The sequence below is a fragment of the Paenibacillus sp. MBLB1832 genome, from assembly GCF_032271945.1.
GTDB classification, from domain to species: domain Bacteria; phylum Bacillota; class Bacilli; order Paenibacillales; family NBRC-103111; genus Paenibacillus_E; species Paenibacillus_E roseopurpureus.
Map to the genome: position 1 here is coordinate 1,272,360 of NZ_CP130319.1, position 18,163 is coordinate 1,290,522.

Genomic DNA, 18,163 nt, shown 5'->3' on the forward strand with positions numbered 1-18,163 from the left:
GGAGTAGATGATTTTGCAAAAGTATAAGCTCATTGCTCTCGATATGGATGGCACGTTGTTAAGTGACGATAAGACAATTTCAGAAGAGAATAAAGCCGCGATACGTGAAGCTTCTGCACAGGGAAAAATAGTGATCATGTCGACCGGGCGCGGAGCGATCAGCGCAATGCCTTACATCCACGAGTTGGGACTGACAACGCCCCTTGTGGTGGTTAACGGAAGCGAAGTATGGTCCTCGCCGGACGTCTTATTGCGTAGGACACTCGTCCCCACGGAAACGATCCTTGCCTTGCACAAGTTAGCCCTCGAGCAAGACTGCTGGTGGTGGGCCTACTCGACCAATGGCGTGTTCAATCGCGAAAGCGAGGGATTGGATATCGCCGCGGAAGAATGGTTGAAGTTCGGTTTTTACACGGAAAATGAGGTGAAGCTTGGGCGGATTCGTGAGGTGGTGACGAGCTGGGGAACGCTTGAAATCACCAACTCACATCCTTGCAATTTGGAGATGAACCCGCTCGGCATTAGTAAGGCAAGCGGTGTGACAGCTGTATGCGAGCTGTTGGGGATTCCCATGTCAGAAGTTATTGCGATGGGGGACAGTGAGAATGACATCGCGATGATTCGCGAAGCAGGTCTTGGTGTCGCGATGGGGAATGCGCAAGACGAAGTGAAACGAATCGCTGATCTTACGACCGTCACGAATAATGAGCATGCGGTGGCTCACATCATCCGAGCTTATATGCTGAACTAAGCGGGGCTTGAGATCATCCGCAAGCGCGAATGGAGGAAGTAACAGACTATGATTACCTTTGGTTGGATTGTCGTTATTCTTTTATTTGTTATTGGTATGGTTGGCGCAGTTTACCCAATATTGCCGGGCGTACTCGCGATTTACGGCGCTTTCTTCCTCTATGGCTGGCTCATAAGTTGGGAGCCGTTCGGCTTCTGGTTCTGGCTTATCCAAACCCTCATCGTGATCATCATTATGGTGGCGGATTACGCAGTAAGCGCAATGGGGGTCAAGAAGTTCGGAGGCTCAAAAGCGGCGATCATCGGCAGCACGGTTGGTCTGATCATCGGTCCGTTTGTGATTCCGGCATTCGGGATCATTCTAGGACCGTTCATCGGTGCTGTCATTGGTGAAATTATCGTCGGGACGTCGTGGAAAAAAGCGCTAAGCGCAGGCGTTGGCTCGGTTCTTGGATTTTTTGCGAGCAGCGTTGTGAAAATAGCCCTGCAACTTGTTATGATTATCGTATTCTTCATCTGGGTCTTTTAACGTAATAAAATTGTAAGAGAGAGAAGGAACGGACTTGACGAAGGTAACCAAAGATTCTCTTGTAAAAGGGACGCTCATTCTCACCGTGGCCGCGCTTGTAGCGCGGTTTCTCGGCGTTTTCCAGCGGATTCCGCTGGTTCATTTGCTGCATGAGGAAGGCATGGCGAGTTATGTCATTGCTTTCAATCTGTATTCGATTCTGCTGGTTGTTGCAACCGCGGGTATTCCTAGTGCCCTAAGTAAAATGGTCGCGGAGAAACGCGCCATCGGACGACCTCACGAAGCGGAACGCATCTATAAGGCAGCGATCTTGTTCGCTGTGATTGCAGGAGCGGTGATGACCGTGTTGCTCTATGTGTTCGCTCCTATCTATGCAGAGAGCATTTCCAAAGGGGGGCACGATGCGACATTAGCTACGCGGGCGATTGCCCCAGCGATGTTGTTTTTCCCGCTGATCGCGATCATGCGGGGGTATTTCCAAGGCAGACAACATATGATGCCTAACGGCATTTCGCAAGTCGTAGAGCAAGTTTTCAGATTAATTACTTCTATTGCGCTGGCCTTTTTCTTACTTGATATTTCGTTAGGCTGGGGTGTGGCAGGGGCTTCGTTCGGTGGTGTCATTGGCGGAGCTGCGGCACTCGCGGTCATGCTGTATTATGCGGTTAAGCTGAAAAGGCAAGATGCGCAGCTGCTAAAATCTGCCGTATCGCAGGTGGCTTCTGAGCAAATGAGTGCCTCCAGATCGGAAGATGGTCCCGTGGAACTCCTGCGTTATCGGGATATTTACCGCAGCTTGTTCAAGCTTTCAATTCCCATCGTTGTCTTCTCCGTGACCGTAACCCTTGTGTATCTGATCGATACGTCGATGATCATCCCATTGCTTCAAGATGCTGTCGGTACAAGCGAAGCGTCACGATTAGTCGGTATTCTCGGTGGACGTGCGCAATCGCTGGCTGGCATTCCAATCATTTTGGCTATAGCACTCAGCCAGTCTGTTGTACCGATCATCTCTGCGGCGTATTCCCGCAAGGATTTGAAGCAAGTGGGGCAGCAGACGACACGTGTGCTTCAGCTTGCTATCCTGTCGGGTCTGCCTGCGGTATTGGTCATTAGTATTGCAGCGAGACCGCTCGATTGGTTCCTGTTCGGTTATGAGGATTCCGCCTATGGCATTGCGCATGGACCCGCCATCATCTCTTTGCTAACCGCAGGCGCGATGTTCCAGATCATCATGCAGACGTCTGGCGCCGTGCTGATGGGTATGGGGAGGATGAAGCCGTTAATGATCCATGTCGCGGTTGGGATTGCCGTGAAGCTGGTCGGCAGCTTCGTACTAGGTCAATGGGTCGGAATTTACGGAATTGTCGTCTCGACGGGACTCTGCTTCATCGTCATGTCATGGCTCAATATTCGAACACTTCGCAAGGAAGTATCGTTTACGATTCTTGGACGTCGATTGGGCGGGCTGCTCCTGACGATTCTCGTCATTGCGGCTCTTGGTTTCGGCGCAGAATGGCTAACGCATTCCTATGTGCTGCCAACACCATGGTTCCGATTGAATCAAGGAATCCAGGCCGTACTCATTTGTGGATTTACCGCGGCGCTTTACCCAGTCATGCTGATGCTGACACGTGTAGTGACGAAAGAAGATGTATCGAGCTTCCCGTCACCGGTTCAGAAGCTGATCGGCAAAGCAAGCCGCTTGATGAAACGGTCCTAATGGGGTTGTACTTGGCTAAGGAATGAACTTCTTGATCGCCTGTGCGCTAACGACAGCAAGTTCAATTTTGCTAAGCCCAAGGCACATATCTTGGGATAAATCGTACTCATGCGGCACTGTAATGGATTGCAAATGCGCTAGCGGTTCCTTGGTATTGCTGAACCATTCGCCGTGTTCTACCGGGTCCAGCGGTTTGTCAGGCCAAGCCGCTTGCAGCGTAGGACTATAGATCGGTGTCGCACCTACTTTCAGACTGTAACCATCAAGCCTCTCCTGATACTTGCGATCAGGAGGGGTTTTTCGTATTGGCGCGAACAGATGAGGCCAATAATCAGCGCGTGACCCCGTATGCGGAGTCGTGGAGGCAAAGGCGACTGCGCCCTGCAGCACGCCAGGAGCTCCGAACAGAATCGCATACAGGCTCTTGCCGAAGGCGATGCGCTCGGACAAATTCGTGAAGCGCTCAAGAATAAGGCCCATGACGCGAGGTTGAGGCGGTGGGGCATCGAAGGCTGCGGATCGACACGGGAATCCGACTTGATTAAGCTGCAGCCAAGCTTGTGTTTTGAAAAGCGGTGTATCAAGAACGCTTTGTTGATACGTTGGATTCTGGACAACGCGATCCTCGATGTAATTCTGTTCGTTGATGATGAGTCCGATCGTCAGCATCGCCGCGTCATGGAAATGCCAGAAATCCTGCCAAATCGGCCCCATCCAAGCAGAAATGTGCAAATGCGGGAGGAGATGGAATAAGCTTTGATTCCGCCGCCTGCTTTCGGCATATAAGAGTAATTGCGGGTAAGCATCCTGGAAAATCAACGCGTTCGCGCGCTCCAGGAAAGCAAAAACATGGCTGACCAGCTCGGTATTGATCAAGTGCGGGAGGAGCTCCCCGCGCAGATCGGTCATGCACCAGCCGCCATTGCGAGATACGAGATGCGCAAGCAGCGCCCAATGGAGCTCGGGATGAGCGCGATAACACGCCCAATAGGCTTGAGTTCGCGTCACATTATTGCGATTATGCAAGCGCGTCTGCGCTTCAATTCGTTGGAGAAGCTGCTGCTCCGCAGCTGTAGGTAGTGGAGGGTGCACGCCTCCGTGTTGCAGAGCTAACTGCTGATGGAGGCTTTTCTCTATCCTTGCTGCTGCCACGGAGGAGATCGCAATTTGCATCGGTGGGCCAGACGCCTGCTCGGAGGCGTGGGTAAACATTTTGGCAGCCTGCTGTTTAAAGAGTTGAACGACAGCCCCAGGAATGCCTCTCATTTTGCTATAAAATCCCTTCTCACGCTCATTCGACGGTGGTAGCATCTCGCTCATCCTAACCTCCTTGCTAGACATGTACTGTTTAAGTGATTTCCCAACTTCTGTTGCCTCAATGTTCCTCGGCCAAGCTCCAACCCCACATTTTATACGCCTTCTGTTTACTATAGTGATGAAAATCATCATCTCAGAAGCCGAACACGTCCTCAGAATCTCTGTAACGATGAAAAATTACTTTCCAGCGAGTAAAAACCACCAAAGTGCTGCCAATCTGCACCCATAGTGATGTAAAACATCACTCCAGAGTCCGTATTCAGCTTTCGAACCTCTGAAATGATGAAAAACCTCATTACAGCAAGCTGGTAACTTCTACCTAGAGGCATCCTCTTCTATTATTTGCAAGTTTAGCTGCAGGTATGTTGACTTGTAGAAATGGGGAGAAGTCACGCGACGAATATCCAATTTAAGGAAATACCTTGTGCATACCATATTCTAATAAAAGAATGGTTGGTGGGGTGATTCACATCCGAGCACGAGCGTCTCTTGACCTGACAAGTTGTAAGCCAGAAAAGAAGAAGAAAAGGAAATCTACGAAGGCGGAATATGTATCGAAAACGTGTTTCTTTTACGCCATTTCAGATGGAGACAAGCGTTGCTATACGGAAGCGGATCGCACCAAAGGATATGGCGTTCAGTCGATCCCAGATCCGGAGACCGTTACGTTCACTCAAGTTTTCATTAATGGCGTGCTTCAACCTAGTACGCTTTATCGTATAAACAAGGGAGAAATTATCATCATTTCTAAGGATGTTCCAGATAAAGGTGTCCCCATTATCGTACAAAGCATTCGTATTTATAAGCGGCGATTAGGAAGGGGGTGAACTAGATGGCAGCTTCGCTCATTAAATTGTATGTATCAGCTTCGGCTTCCGCTCCGACAGCATCAGGAGGTACAGTAACCACAACGGTTGATCCGAACGTTACAAGATTCGATGCTGTGCTTACAGGAGGTATGATTACAACGGATACGACCATTCCGGCAGCAAGCTTCTCGGATGATAACGGAGACCCGGTTGTTGCTCTCCCTGCACCGCCGACAAGCGGTTATTATAATGTATATGTCAACGGTGTCCTGCAAGAAGGAGGTCTCTCCACATTAACAACAGCTTCTTTAGTGTTAGATACGACTTTGGCCGTCGCTGGCACGCCAGTCGTGTTGGAAGTAGCGGATTTCTCAACAACGAGCTCCACGATTACCGTAGAACCAACCATTTCAGCACCGACGATTACGATTACAGTATAAAAAAGAAAAACATCTTGCAGGCTGATGCCCGTAAGATGTTTTTTGTTTAATGATGAGGTTCATCCGTCGGATCCTCTGGTGTCAGAATGGCGCCTAACTTCGAGAGGCGCCTCGAGCGAAGCAGTGCTTCGCGGAGTAAAGTTATTGAACAAACAAACGGAGGCCCTACCTCCTTGACGACACCTTCATGAAGTCGATAAGGAAGGAGGAGGCCTCCTGTTCATTCAAACGTTATACAGGCTTGCAATATACACGTACCTCATACAGGGATGGGGGACTTTCTCCGTTCATCTCGAGGAAGGTAACCCGCAATTTGGACATAAACACCGATGCGTCGAGCACGTGTCGCCTCTGCCGAGCAATATTATCGGTTACGGTAACCAGCTCCCGCCATCCACCATCCGACCACATGCTGATTAAATAACGTTTCGGACAATCGGGAGAGCGGGATAGGGCCGGATCGAATCGGTAATCCCGCAGCAATTGACCACCGAAGGTGAGCTGGATGGTTCGCACCAATCGTTGATCCGTCCATTCCAGCTCGAGCCAGGCGGGGAGCGGCTCTTCGGATGCGGCGCGCCAGATGTTTGTATGACGATATGGCCTTGTCGTTCCTGACAACACGTTGGATGGCGCATAGCAATCCTGCGCTGGGTCCACGATAATGGCCATAGATTTGCCGTCACCTAGACGGCGCATGCTGCCATTCCCCATGTCATAAGCAGCCGGCATTCCGTACGCAACCTCGTTCGTACTGTGCCACGCGAGCTGGGAATTCGCCCCCAAGTCAAGTCGCAGGTAACGACTCTGCAAATTCTCCGACAGTTCACCCCTTATAGGCATATCCACCCATAGGGGGGAGGGTCCTGGTGGCACTACTGTGCAATAGCTGGCCAATTGAGCTCCAGGATCCACTCTATAATCCCAGATATGGTCAACCTGCCATAGAGTTGCTTCCAGTTTTTGCGGTTGCTCCGACAGATTGCTGATTAAGCAACGAACGGTATCAATCCTCCCGGATCCTGTTCCTATCCATTGCGCATGCTTGGCGACAAGCCGATTGCTTTCTTGAGGTAGAGGCTCATGCGAGCTTCCTTCGAAGAACTCCTGACTGCTTGCTATTACTGTTGCTTCCTTGGCTAGATCACACAAGTCCGTATGCCCCAAACCTAGAAGAAAGCAGTCGTCCAGCAGCAATCGCTGTTGCACTGCTGCTACGGCTTCCTTGTTCATGACGAACGCATGCATATTCCCTAGCGTTGCCGTTACGGAATATGCTGCCGCCGTTCCTGCAGCTTGTCCAAGCAACGCGGTAGTTCCTTGGACGCGCAAGCTTCCGAGCACGACATGCGTAACGCTGATGTTGCGTCCCGCAAGCATTAGATTAGAGATGTCGCGCGCCACCAGACTGCGCAGCGGTATGCGATACGGGCCGACATAGCTTCGGTGCATGGAAGCTGACTCATGTCCGTCCTTGGCCCCCAATTCGCTGAACGCGGCAAGTAAGCCGCCTGCGCTATGAAGGTCAATAAACCAGCCTCCATATGCAATCTCGTCCTCGCACAAAGCGTCGGCTTGTGTGTCTTTCTCCGTCATCATATACAGCCCTTCGATTCGGCGGCTCTCGCGCTTACCAGGTACTTGCCCGATCCAGTCTATTGCAAAGTGCGAGGCCTGGGCTTGTAATTGAGGATCCTTATTCTTGATATAATCCCAAATGCCGAGGACGTGTCGCGTTAGTTCATGGCGTAGTTTCTCGTTATCATAGATCGTATGCCACGGAACACCGAGCTCGATCCACCAGTAGCCGTTCTCGGGCGAGTTCGGGATTCGCCCCCCCTGATAGAACACGCTGGGATCATCGTACGAGTAAGCCCACTCCGGCGCTTGGAACGGGATCGGTCGCCCTATATCACGGGCTCGAAAATGAATAGAGCTCCCCATGACATCGGTACTCGGCTCATTGGGAGCGTGGTCCTCTCCGAATTCGCTGCGACCTTCGGTTCCCATGCGCCAGCTGCAGCCCGCCATGGCCGCGATAACCCCGTCGCCGGTGCAGTCGATGAAGACTGTGCCCGTAATCTTGAGCTCGGTCTCGGCGTTCGCGACGCTAGCCCGAATGCCCGTCAAGTTTCCGTCACGAACCTCCACGTCTGTCACGGAGGTATTTAAATGAAAAGTAAGGCCTTCCGTCGACACGACCTTGTTATACAGGATCAAATCCCAAATAGAGTTGGCCAAACCGTTATCATGATTGTTCTCATGATTCTTCGCCCGTTCCTCCTGTAGCAGCTCGCTGAGGATACCGGTCTCCCTTGCATAAGCATGGAAGTTGGCGGCCCCTTGCGGAGGCACTCGAATCTCAGAGGAGCTGTTGCCCCCGAATACGGGGCGGTCCTGAATCAGGCAGGTGGCGGCGCCGCTGCGAGCAGAAGCGACCGCGGCGCATACGCCGGCGAGGCCTCCTCCGCAAACGACCACGTCATATTTTTCATGGATTGTCTTCATATCTATCCCCCTGTTGTACACTTCCAACTTGTCCTGGACAGGTTATTGCTTCACCAATCGAATCGCGTCGGCTACGACATACGTGTTGTTGCCGGTATCCTTCATCTCGATATAACCGGAGGTTCCGATGTTGAAGGGATGCGACCCTAATAGGATCCACGACCCGCCAGCACTCTGTTCATTTACGGTATAGCCTGTATTGACACTGTTGCCGTCATACACCGTATACGAGGCATTGGTGATTCGATCCGTATAGCCGTCCGGCAGCCAGTAGTAAATCTGGTATGTGCCTGCTTCTGTAATCGTAGGTGTCCAGCGAACGGCTGCGGCCCCGGTTCCGACTGTCTTGATCAAATAGTTCGAGCCGTAGTAGTTTGGCATATTCGTTGATGCGCTCCAGCTCCCTGTAATGGTAGCGTTCGTATTATCCAACGTGATGGCGGTGTCGGCATTGACTAACTTAATCGCGCCTGCTGTCACATAAGCGTTGTTCCCGCTGTCGGACAGTTCAATATAGCCCGGGGCCGAAGTCGTAAAGTTGCCCTTTCCAAGATATTTCCATTGGCCTCCGGTTAATTGCTCATTCACCGTCACGTTCTGTACGCCGGCTGTATCGTAAATTTTGAAGGATGCGTTGGATGCGCGGTCTGTGTAGCCGTCGGGCAGCCAGTAATAGACGTTGTAATTACCAGGCTGCTTCACGCCAACCTTCCACTTGACCGTTGAGGCGCCCGTTCCTGTCGAAGCGATCAAATATTGGCCTTGGAAGGCGCCTGTCGCATAAGACGAAATGGGCCATTTGCCTGTCGTATCGGCGGATTGCTCGTCAACCACCTGAACTTCATGCGAGCCGTCGAAGGCGGCAACTTCGGAGTAAGCGCCTGCTACTCCGTCGCGGTTGTACGACCGGATCCGATACCAGACAGCGCCTGTCGAGCTGGTATCGAGATAAGAACCGCTATAATCGGTGACACACTGATTGCAGACGACCGTCCAAGGGCCGGTCGCTCCGGCTGTCGCCCGCTCAACTGAATAGTTGTCCGCTCCGGCTGTCCCTCTCCATTGGAGTGAAACGCCGCTTGCATCTTTGGTAATTGAAGTAAGCAAGGCCGCGCCTGTCGTGCCTGCCGCGGGTGTGGAGACGACCTTCATGAAGTAGCTGTGATTCCGCAGTTGCTGGGACCGGGTGCGAAGGTCTGTCGTCTCACCGGGATAGTTGAGGGAATAGCCGTCGTCATTCTTAAGGAAGCCGGACTGATCGCCATGTCCGAACATCGACCAATACATATCGCCTCCGACATTCGTATTGGTCTCGATCTGCGAGATAAAGCCTGTCAAATCGCCTGTCCCCTTGGAATTCGACCAATCGTACTCCCCTGCGACGAACACTTTATTGCCGCTTACGGCTAGGGCGGCTTGGCTGGAGATGGCGCTTGCCGTCATCATCATCAGTGTGCCGTTGAAGTGGGAGGAGTAGATGTCGACGCTGGATAAGGATAAGGCATTCGTATCGACACCGTAATGACCGTCCATGACCAGGTGATTGGCGTCGACGCTCTTGATGTAGTCCGCGACCGTCTGCGTCCAGCTGACCGGGGAGGAGAGTTCGTTGCCCGTCTCCCACGCGAGAATGGTCGGGTCGTTCTTGTAAGCGACGCCAGTGTACGAGTTGACGCGATTCAGAAGAGCGCTGATATAGCCCTTGAAGTCGTTTATTACCGTCGCGTCGGTATAGAAGGTGGATTCCGCCTTGCCGCGCCAGTCGGTAAACGTCTTTTTGCCACCATGATAATACGTGTAATTGTCCGTAAGCGGGATGATCAGGCGAATGCCTGCGTCGCCTGCAGCCTTGATGGCGAAGTCTACTTTCTTGAAGGCTTCTTCGTTATAGGTGCCGAGTGAGGGCATAATGCAGAGCGAGCATCCGACCGACACGCCCAGCGTGTGGGCACGTACAACGCTCGCCCCCATTTCCTTGGCAGTTTGGAGCGCGTCGATCACTCGGAATTTCGTCGGGTAGGTGGCGGCAGTATCACCTTTCACCTTGTACAAGCCAAGCCAATACAGATTAGCCCCTGAGAAACGGTACGTCGTGCCGTCCAACTTAAGCTGATTGCCGGTGCGGGTGACGAAAGAGCTGAACCCGGCCTGAGCAGGTTGAGGTTGAAACGTTATTGCCGTAAGCGCTACCATAACACCAAGAGCAAGGATGACCAAGCGATATCTGATTCTTCTTGCCACATGAAACATAAAGCTCACCCCTCCGTATGGTATAAAATGGAGGAGGGGGCATTGTATTCATCCCCCTCCCAGCGATCCAATCCAATCTTACTTGATCATGCCTTGTTCCTTGAATGATTTGGTTGCCTCATCGAGATACTTCGGAAGTTGATAAGTGGTGTTTAAGGTCTTGATGAAATCATCGTACTGATCCAGGGGGCGCTTGCCAAACAAGAATTTGATCATCTCTTCATTCTCGAAGCGATCCTTATCCGACTTGTTCAAGCCCTCCGGAATTTTAGGGAAGTTGTTGTACACCTTCAGGTAAGGCTGCTTCACGGCAAAATCGATGTATTCCTTCTGCTTCGGGAACTTGGTGTACAGGTATGGAATTTCATCACGGCCCGTCAGCTGCAGCTGGTACGTTGTCCCCAGCTCGGACATTGCTGGCAGTGGCTTGATGGTCGAGCCTTCCTTCGTATAATGCGTCCCCTCCAGGCCAAACATGACGACATTCTGTCCTTCGCCTGCTCCAGTGATGAAATCGAGGTACGCGAGTGCTTTGTCCAGCTTCTCCGGCGATTTCTCGAGCGATTTCGGCAGTGCGACGCGCCAATCCGCGGAGCTGTCGTCGAACGCGCCCATAAATTTGCCGCCAGGTCCAACCGGAGGATCAATGCTGACAAACTTCGCATTCGGGTTCGTCTCGGTAATAAGCTTGATATGCTCATCCTTGAACATATCGGACCAGTTTGCATAGATAACGCCGACTTGCCCCTTCTGAGCTTTCGTAGGGGCGGCCGTCCCTTTGTTCGTGAGCAAATCAGGGTCGATTGCGCCCGAAGTGAACAGCTGACCGATGAATTGAACGGCTTGCTTTGTCTCCGGCTGTGCTGTCGTATAGATCGCTTTATTGTCCTTAACGGTCAGGTTGCCGGTAATGAGCGGCGCGTTGAAATAGCCGTAGCTTGTGCCGAATGCGCCGAAGATTGGAGCGAAGGCGTCAAGTCCGTATCCGGTTAGACCATACGTATCTTGTTTGCCGTTCCCATCCGGGTCCTTGTCATGGAACGCTTTAATGACAGTCGCAAGCTCATCAACCGTCTTCGGAACAGGGAGTCCCAATTTATCAAGCCAGTCTTGACGAATCATTAGGGAACGATAGGGAACGGAAGCTCGCTTCGGTAAAGCCATCAGCTTGCCGTCGACCTTCCCTTTCCCAAGATCCGCTTCCGTGTAAGCTTTTTTCAAATTTGGCATTTTGTCCAGGTACTTGGTCAGGTCGAGAATAACGCCTTGCTTGGTGAATTGTTGCATCTGGTCGTTCGTAACGGTGAATAGGTCCGGGGCGCTCGAAGACGCAACGCGAATGTTGATCTGATTGGCATAGTCGTTGTTGCTGCCGGCAGGAACTGTATTGAAGTCGAAATCGATGCCTAGCTTTTTGCCGATCTCCCCTTGCAACTTCTTATCGACTTCACTCAGACCGGGACCGCTGACCAGCACGCTCAGCTTGACGGGCTCGCTCGACTTGGCAGTGGCGCTTGGACTCGCCGCTCCTGCATTCTTCTCCGAGGTGTTGCTTCCTCCGCATGCGCTAAGCGCAAGAGATAAGCAGGCGGTCGTACAGATGGATAATAGTTTCCAGTTTCGTTTCATTGGACATCTCCCTTTCGGTTTTATTATATATGGAACGCTACCCTTTCACCGCACCCACCAGCATGCCCTTTGTGAAATATTTCTGGATAAAAGGGTAAGTCGCTACAACCGGCAATGCGGACAAGATAACACCAGCCATCTGGAGTGTAGTGGTCGGAACGGTTTTCTCCGAGTTGATTTCCGACGACATCGAGGCCGTAAGGATTCCCCGCAACACAACCTGCAGTGGAAGCTTGTCCGTATCCGTAATGTACATTACGGCATTAAAAAATTCGTTCCAATGCATCACGCCATAGAAGGTGGCTATCGTCGCCACAACAGGCAGCGACATCGGAAGGATAATGCGAACGAGTACCCGACTCTCGGATGCCCCGTCGATTCGCGCCGCTTCAATGAGCGATTCCGGTATGTTCTCGAAGAACGTCTTCGTAATGAGAAGCGAGAACGTTCCGACGGCGGTCGGGATAATCATCGACCACACGGAATTAAGTAAGCCCGTGGCCTTAACGATTAGGTAGGTAGGGATAATTCCGCCGCTAAACATCATAGTAAACATCACGATGAACAGAAGGGCAGATCTTCCGGGCAACGTCTTTTTGCTTAGCGGATAAGCCATCAGAACGGTTAGAATGACGTTTAGGAGTGTTCCGATTATCGTGACGAAGAAGGAGACGCCATATGCACGTGGGATGGTTGAATCCTTTAGGAACATGCCATAGGCTTCCCAGGTGATCTGAGTCGGGATGATGCGGAAGCCCCCATTTTTCATCACTTCGCTATAGGGCGTTAACGATACGGACAGCACATACAGTAGCGGGAACACGACCAAAGCAGCGAGCAAAAGCAGGGCAACATATACGGTACCTTCGTACCAGCGCTCTTTCGAATTCATTACCATATACTTTCCCCCCACCGCTTAGCTATGGCATTTGCAGTGACCACGAGGGTTAGTGCAATGATCGATTTGTACAGACCGACGGCCGCGCCAAGACTGAAGTTGAATTGTTCAAGGCCTGTTCGGAAAACCCAGGTGTCGATAATATCGGCTTTCTCATATACCTGGATGTTGTACATCACGTAAATCTGCTCGAATCCGGCATCGAGTATGGTTCCCATCCTTAGGATGAGCATCAACACGATGACATTGCGAATCCCAGGAAGCGTGATATGCCAGATCATGCGGAGTCTGCCAGCTCCGTCGACACGCGCCGCTTCATATAGAGTAGGGTCGATGCCGGCGATGGCGGCCAGGTATACAATCGCGCCCCAGCCCATGTTCTGCCACAAGTCCGAGCCAACGAGCAGAGAACGAATCCACTCGTTAGACGTCAGGAACGGGAAGGAGTGGAGGCCCCAATCCTTCAGCATGGTATTGATCAGTCCGTCTGCTTCCGAGAACAAGGCAAGCGAGATGCCGAGAATGATCACCCACGATATAAAGTGCGGCATGTACAGGATGGACTGTACAATATTGCGGAACGGCTTCCACCTAATCTCAGACAGCAAGATGGCAAGAAGGATCGAAGTCGGCATGAGCCAGAACAGTTTGTAAATGCTAATCAGCAGCGTATTCGTCATGACTTGGGCAAAATAAGGCGAATCATAGAAGTACTTAAAGTGCTTGTACCATGGATTCGCCCACGAGCTTCCTAGAATGCCGTCATTGATACTAAAATCTTTGAAAGCGATCACTGCTCCGTACATGGGCAAGTATTTGTAGACCAAAAAATACAACATACCCGGTAGCAGCATCGCATAATGAATTCGGTGCTGGAAAAAGGCGGCCAGTAATTTCTTCTGCAAGAGGAAGTCTCTCCTTTCTGTTGAACGAGCGAGCATGCATCGCTGAATGGCTTTAACATACCCGAGAAGTGCGCTCTTCGCATAGTTCTTGTCTTTACGAATGGTTCTTATTGTAACGAATCTAGCGGTTCTCGTTTTCATTTTGGTTTAATTGGTCAATAAAATCGAATTATTGGCTTGCAATCGCAGTCCAATCTTGCGAGAATGTGAGTATTAATCTTGAAGGAGAGGTTCGTTCGTGCTGAAGTTCATACATCTCAGAGAATTATACATGCGCATCTTCCTCTTGGTGGCGGTTCTCTTTTTGGGTCTGGCCGGGGCTTACTCCACCTTCCTGACTAAGCAAATTTCAAATTATGCCATTCAGGAAGTTGACGCGGTTACGATTGTGAAGCTGGGGCGATTCAAGACGAATCTGGAGCAGACGATCCAGCGGCTCAAGCTTAGCGGGCTTCTGCTGTATCAGGAGCGGAACATTGGCTATTGGCTTAATGGGATTTCGCAAGATTCTTATCTGGATCACGCTGCGGATAGCGTATTGACGGATTATATCGCAACAGAGCGACTGGTTCAGGATGTGTATCTCTTCAACTTTTCGACGCGATCCGTATTATCCGCCCGCTCCGGTCGCATTCCGTTCGAGACGTTTCCCGACCAGGAATTTCTGCAGGCACTGAAGGGGCAATCCAAGGTGGCAGTTACCATTAACAAACAATGGATGAACGGTCGAGATGAACTTGTATATACATTGCCGAACGACGCCGTGAATCAAACCTCACACGGAATAATGTTCATTGTATTGAATCGCAAGCAACTCTCTGATGAGCTGTTGCTCAGCAATAACGAATTTGAGAGCAAATTGCTCATCGTGGATCGCGATCAGTCAATTCTCCTGGGCGGAGACCCGTCATCCTTTCTGGATGACTTCCGTAAGTGGTTGAGTGGCGACTACCCTGATCGAGGTCAGTGGAAGGCGGGCGGAGAGGAGTGGGGGATCCAGTCGGCGGAAATCGAGATGGAGGGCTGGAAGTTATATCTGCTCTCTCCCCAAAGCGTATGGAAGAGTAAGCTGTTTGCACTTAATTTGCGGGTACTTTCCTATTTCTTCCTTATGGTCCTGTTGTTGCTTGTCGTTCTCTATTGGCTTTCCAAACGAAATTTCAAACCGTTTACTGAGCTCTTGCAGAAGATAGGACGCTACAACGGCAATTTAACAAAGGATACAGATAAATCGAGTTGGCGACCTCCCGGGCATGACTTCATGATGATTCACAGTGGTATCGACCATCTGGTGAATCGTGTGGAAGAGCAAGCACGCAACATAAAGGAAAGCAGTCCGATCGTGAAGGATGCACTGCTTAGACAATGGCTGTTAAGCGACTTTATTGGGCCTTCAATGCGGAACGACCTTACCAGAACCGTCAAGCTCATGCTAGACGAGCCGTTTTGGCTTGCCGTTCTCCGTATCGAGAATTACAGTGCCTTCTGCGAGAAATATGACTTTTCGTCTCGTAAGTTAATGAAGTTTGCCCTTAGCAACATCGTCGAAGAGGTCGTGAGTTCTTCCGGGTTTCTAGTAGAAGTGTCGGACTTGGGCGGCGATCATATTGTACTTATTCTGGGTGAAAGCCAGGAATCGCCTGATAAAAATCATCAGGAAGCCTACTTTGCGGTGCTTGAGGAGGCGAGGGAGCAAGCAATCCGTTGGATTGGGCTTGAATCGTCAATTGGCCTCAGCGGTCCCCTAATTCCATTGGAGAATATGTACGAAGCCTATGGGAGGACTGTAGAACTGTCCAAGCTTTCTTTCCTGACTGGAGTCAGTCAGGTGTATACAGAGGATTTGAAAAGCGAGCTAAGCGCCCATCCCTATGGAGAGCTTGATCCAGAGCAAACTTTCGAGTTAATCCAGGCATTGCGCATGCGAGATAAGGATTCCGTTCATCGCTTGTTGGAAAAATTGTTTAACAGACTACAGAACCTTCCCGTAGAGGAATGCCATCTTCAATTAATTCAATTGCTCTATACCCTGAGCAAGTCATTCAAACCGATTGTTACGTCGGATGGCATGGTGGGGATCAAAAGAGAACTGGAACAGTTCAACAGCTTGATGGATCTCCAGCAATGGCTAGAGCGATTGCTTCTGGGAGGGATTGAGCAGGCTGAGGCTCGCGGCAAACAGAAGGAAGACATATTTGCAGAAGTGCTAGAATATATCGGCAACCAGCTTCACAACGCGATGTTGACGGTAGAGGACATAGCGGAGCACATTTCATTATCGCCTAATCATTTAAGGCTGATATTCAAGGAACGATTTTTGATATCGATCTCGGACTATATATTGGAATGTAGAATCCATAAGGTGAAGGAATTGCTAGTTCAGACCAATTGGTCAATTACAGAGATATGCTCACAGTCGGGTTTTCAGTCAAAGAGTCATTTTTTTACGGCGTTCAAGAAAGCGACCGGACTGACGCCCTCCCAATATCGGGAACGCGAGGGAACGTCTTAGTCATAATCATTCCATTCCCTTTTGTCTCACAGTCTAACAGACGTTTCTTCCAGGAATATAAACCATGAGGAGAGGCAGAGCATGGTAGCAAGCATAGCGAAGATCGGTGGAAGATGGGAGTTAAGGGAAAAAAACTGCTAAGGCTATACAAAGAGCTACGATCGATGTATTTTGAAATCAAAGAAGTAGAACTTCCTACTCTAGATCAAGTAAACATTAACGTAAGCCGATTAAGCAAGATAGAAAATGAAGCATCGTCTGTTGCAACTTCTAGTCAGGCAAGGGGATTAATCTCATAACAATTATGCATTTTTTTCTGAGGGATCTTCTGAATGGATTGTAAATGAATTGAGGTTATCAATCCGCGATAAATTTCCTAAGTATCACTGGGAATTTATTCTCCTTACGCAGGTGCCATTGCAGGTGTCTATTTTCTAGGGAAATGGGTAGTAATTCTGTTAGCATAATAAAGCCCCCTCGAATGGCAATGTCATTATGATACCTTAAGAGACAAGACCTTGAATAAAAAACAAACGGCATGGGAAAAAGTCCTATGCCGTTTGTTTTTTATTCAAGCATGGAAAATACGTACAGTAAACAAGCAGATGGGCCATCCGCTTGAAAAAATGTTCATAAGAAGCGAATAATGCTACTCTGTTGACGAAGCTAACAGCTGATTTATAGCGGGTTTGCGCTTATGCTGCTGCCCTGGGCGATGGGGCGAATAGGCAAAATGTTTCTGCGAATTAATCACTCGATTACCCTGTATTAAGAACGCTCCTCTATCATTACCACGAGTGTAGTGGAAAGTATAAAAAGTTACTGGAACAAATCAATTTAACTCTTAGTTTCCCGAATTGCTCAAAAATATCTGGCGCGGCAGCCATCCCAAGCTGGCTTACAATAACTTATTATATGTGATAACTTTCTTGAAAGTCGAGTAATACTGGAATTTCACTAACAAAATCTATTTGCCTGAATCATCTCTGCTGCCTTCGTCGTCGCCAACTCGTTTTCGTTCTCTTTCTTTCCGTTCTTAAAGCAGAACGTTAGTTATGTTAACAAATTGATTGGAACTGCTGCGAACGATGCAGACATCACTCAATATCCATTTGGAATGCCTGGGCTCATCCTAACATATGGATACAAGTAAAACGTTGTTTTGGAGGTTACTTGAATGAGCAAAGCTTCTTTTTTTGACTTTGATGCTGAGTATGGCAATAGGTATGAGGTCACGATCCGTAAAATTCTACCCTCATATGATAACCTGTATGTAGCAATGACCGCATTGCTTCAAAATCTGCTTGATGAAAAAGCTCATGTACTGATTGTGGGAGCGGGGGGTGGCAAGGAACTGCTAACCTTTGGCGGAAGTAACCCGAAATGGAACTTTACCGGTGTTGATCTCAGCGATCAGATGATGCGTTATGCTAAACGTAAAATTGCTGGATCTGATATCGAAAACAGGACTTCATTGTATGTTGGTGGTCTAGAGGAACTTGAAGAGACACATCTTTACGATGGGGCTACCTGTATTCTTGTAATGCCATTTGTCCCTGACGATGGAGCTAAGGAGTCACTTTTGGCTAACATTGCAAGCCGCTTAAAGCAAGGCGCTCCCCTCCTATTAGTAGGGGCTCATGGCGATCCGCAAAGCGAGGAGTTTCAAATATATTTTCAAGCATTAAGAAGAAAGCTAACTCTCTTAAGTTCCATGAGTAATCAAGAGTCAGAAAGTATAATGAGTGGTGCGCTTAATGAGATGCACTTCTCTACCAAAGAGCGAATGAAAGAGTTAATGACGTTAACCGGGTTCTCTAACCAGCATCACTTTTTTGCAGATTTAATGTTTGATGGATGGCTAGCCATTCGGAGCTGAACGGTTATTTACTT

General features: G+C 49.8%; 13 protein-coding genes. 7 read left to right on the forward strand and 6 right to left on the reverse strand.

Features of this window, described 5'->3' with window-relative positions:
- Positions 1 to 7 precede the first annotated feature (7 nt).
- From MJB10_RS05825 to MJB10_RS05835, 3 genes are read left to right on the forward strand one after another with little or no spacing between them, the layout of a single operon-like run.
- Entirely contained in the window at positions 8 to 751 is a 744-nt protein-coding gene (locus MJB10_RS05825) for a Cof-type HAD-IIB family hydrolase (protein WP_314802516.1), read from the forward strand.
- A gap of 48 nt (positions 752 to 799) precedes the next feature.
- Complete coding sequence (locus MJB10_RS05830; RefSeq protein WP_314802518.1) at positions 800 to 1,279, forward strand: DUF456 domain-containing protein; 480 nt, start codon at positions 800 to 802, stop codon at positions 1,277 to 1,279.
- A 34-nt stretch (positions 1,280 to 1,313) separates the two neighbouring features.
- Complete coding sequence (locus MJB10_RS05835; protein ID WP_314802521.1) at positions 1,314 to 3,002, forward strand: putative polysaccharide biosynthesis protein; 1,689 nt, start codon at positions 1,314 to 1,316, stop codon at positions 3,000 to 3,002.
- A gap of 15 nt (positions 3,003 to 3,017) precedes the next feature.
- On the opposite strand, the gene MJB10_RS05840 is transcribed toward MJB10_RS05835, so the two are convergent.
- On the reverse strand, positions 3,018 to 4,322 hold the full coding sequence (locus tag MJB10_RS05840) for a DUF2515 family protein (protein ID WP_314802523.1): 1,305 nt from the start codon (positions 4,320 to 4,322) through the stop codon (positions 3,018 to 3,020).
- 446 nt (positions 4,323 to 4,768) lie between these two features.
- Here MJB10_RS05840 and MJB10_RS05845 point away from each other — a divergent pair, with 446 nt between their 5' ends.
- The gene (locus MJB10_RS05845; protein ID WP_314802525.1) at positions 4,769 to 5,146 is read left to right on the forward strand and encodes a DUF4183 domain-containing protein; all 378 of its coding nucleotides are present in this window, start codon (positions 4,769 to 4,771) and stop codon (positions 5,144 to 5,146) included.
- Between the two features lie 5 nt (positions 5,147 to 5,151).
- Complete coding sequence (locus MJB10_RS05850) at positions 5,152 to 5,568, forward strand: DUF4183 domain-containing protein (RefSeq protein ID WP_314802527.1); 417 nt, start codon at positions 5,152 to 5,154, stop codon at positions 5,566 to 5,568.
- A gap of 231 nt (positions 5,569 to 5,799) precedes the next feature.
- Here the strand turns inward: MJB10_RS05850 and MJB10_RS05855 are convergent, their stop codons facing one another.
- From MJB10_RS05855 to MJB10_RS05875, 5 genes are all read right to left on the reverse strand, one after another.
- On the reverse strand, positions 5,800 to 8,076 hold the full coding sequence (locus MJB10_RS05855) for an FAD-dependent oxidoreductase (protein ID WP_314802529.1): 2,277 nt from the start codon (positions 8,074 to 8,076) through the stop codon (positions 5,800 to 5,802).
- Between the two features lie 42 nt (positions 8,077 to 8,118).
- Positions 8,119 to 10,317 (reverse strand): golvesin C-terminal-like domain-containing protein, encoded by a 2,199-nt coding sequence (locus MJB10_RS05860; RefSeq protein WP_314802531.1) that lies wholly within the window; start codon positions 10,315 to 10,317, stop codon positions 8,119 to 8,121.
- A gap of 87 nt (positions 10,318 to 10,404) precedes the next feature.
- A complete protein-coding gene (locus MJB10_RS05865) occupies positions 10,405 to 11,955 on the reverse strand; it encodes an extracellular solute-binding protein (RefSeq protein ID WP_314802533.1) in 1,551 nt (516 codons plus the stop codon).
- A gap of 37 nt (positions 11,956 to 11,992) precedes the next feature.
- Positions 11,993 to 12,853 (reverse strand): carbohydrate ABC transporter permease, encoded by an 861-nt coding sequence (locus MJB10_RS05870; RefSeq protein WP_314802535.1) that lies wholly within the window; start codon positions 12,851 to 12,853, stop codon positions 11,993 to 11,995.
- Positions 12,847 to 13,794 (reverse strand): ABC transporter permease, encoded by a 948-nt coding sequence (locus MJB10_RS05875; RefSeq protein ID WP_397386616.1) that lies wholly within the window; start codon positions 13,792 to 13,794, stop codon positions 12,847 to 12,849. Before MJB10_RS05875 ends, MJB10_RS05870 begins: the two co-directional genes overlap by 7 nt.
- A gap of 202 nt (positions 13,795 to 13,996) precedes the next feature.
- On the opposite strand from MJB10_RS05875, the gene MJB10_RS05880 reads away from it, so the two are divergent.
- Together MJB10_RS05880 and MJB10_RS05885 are read left to right on the forward strand one after the other, a co-directional pair.
- Positions 13,997 to 16,270 carry a helix-turn-helix domain-containing protein gene (locus tag MJB10_RS05880; protein WP_314802537.1) on the forward strand — a complete coding sequence of 758 codons (2,274 nt, stop codon included), beginning with the start codon at positions 13,997 to 13,999 and terminating at the stop codon, positions 16,268 to 16,270.
- Between the two features lie 1,177 nt (positions 16,271 to 17,447).
- Positions 17,448 to 18,149: a class I SAM-dependent methyltransferase gene (locus MJB10_RS05885; RefSeq protein ID WP_314802539.1), complete on the forward strand. Its 702-nt coding sequence runs from the start codon at positions 17,448 to 17,450 to the stop codon at positions 18,147 to 18,149.
- Positions 18,150 to 18,163 lie beyond the last annotated feature (14 nt).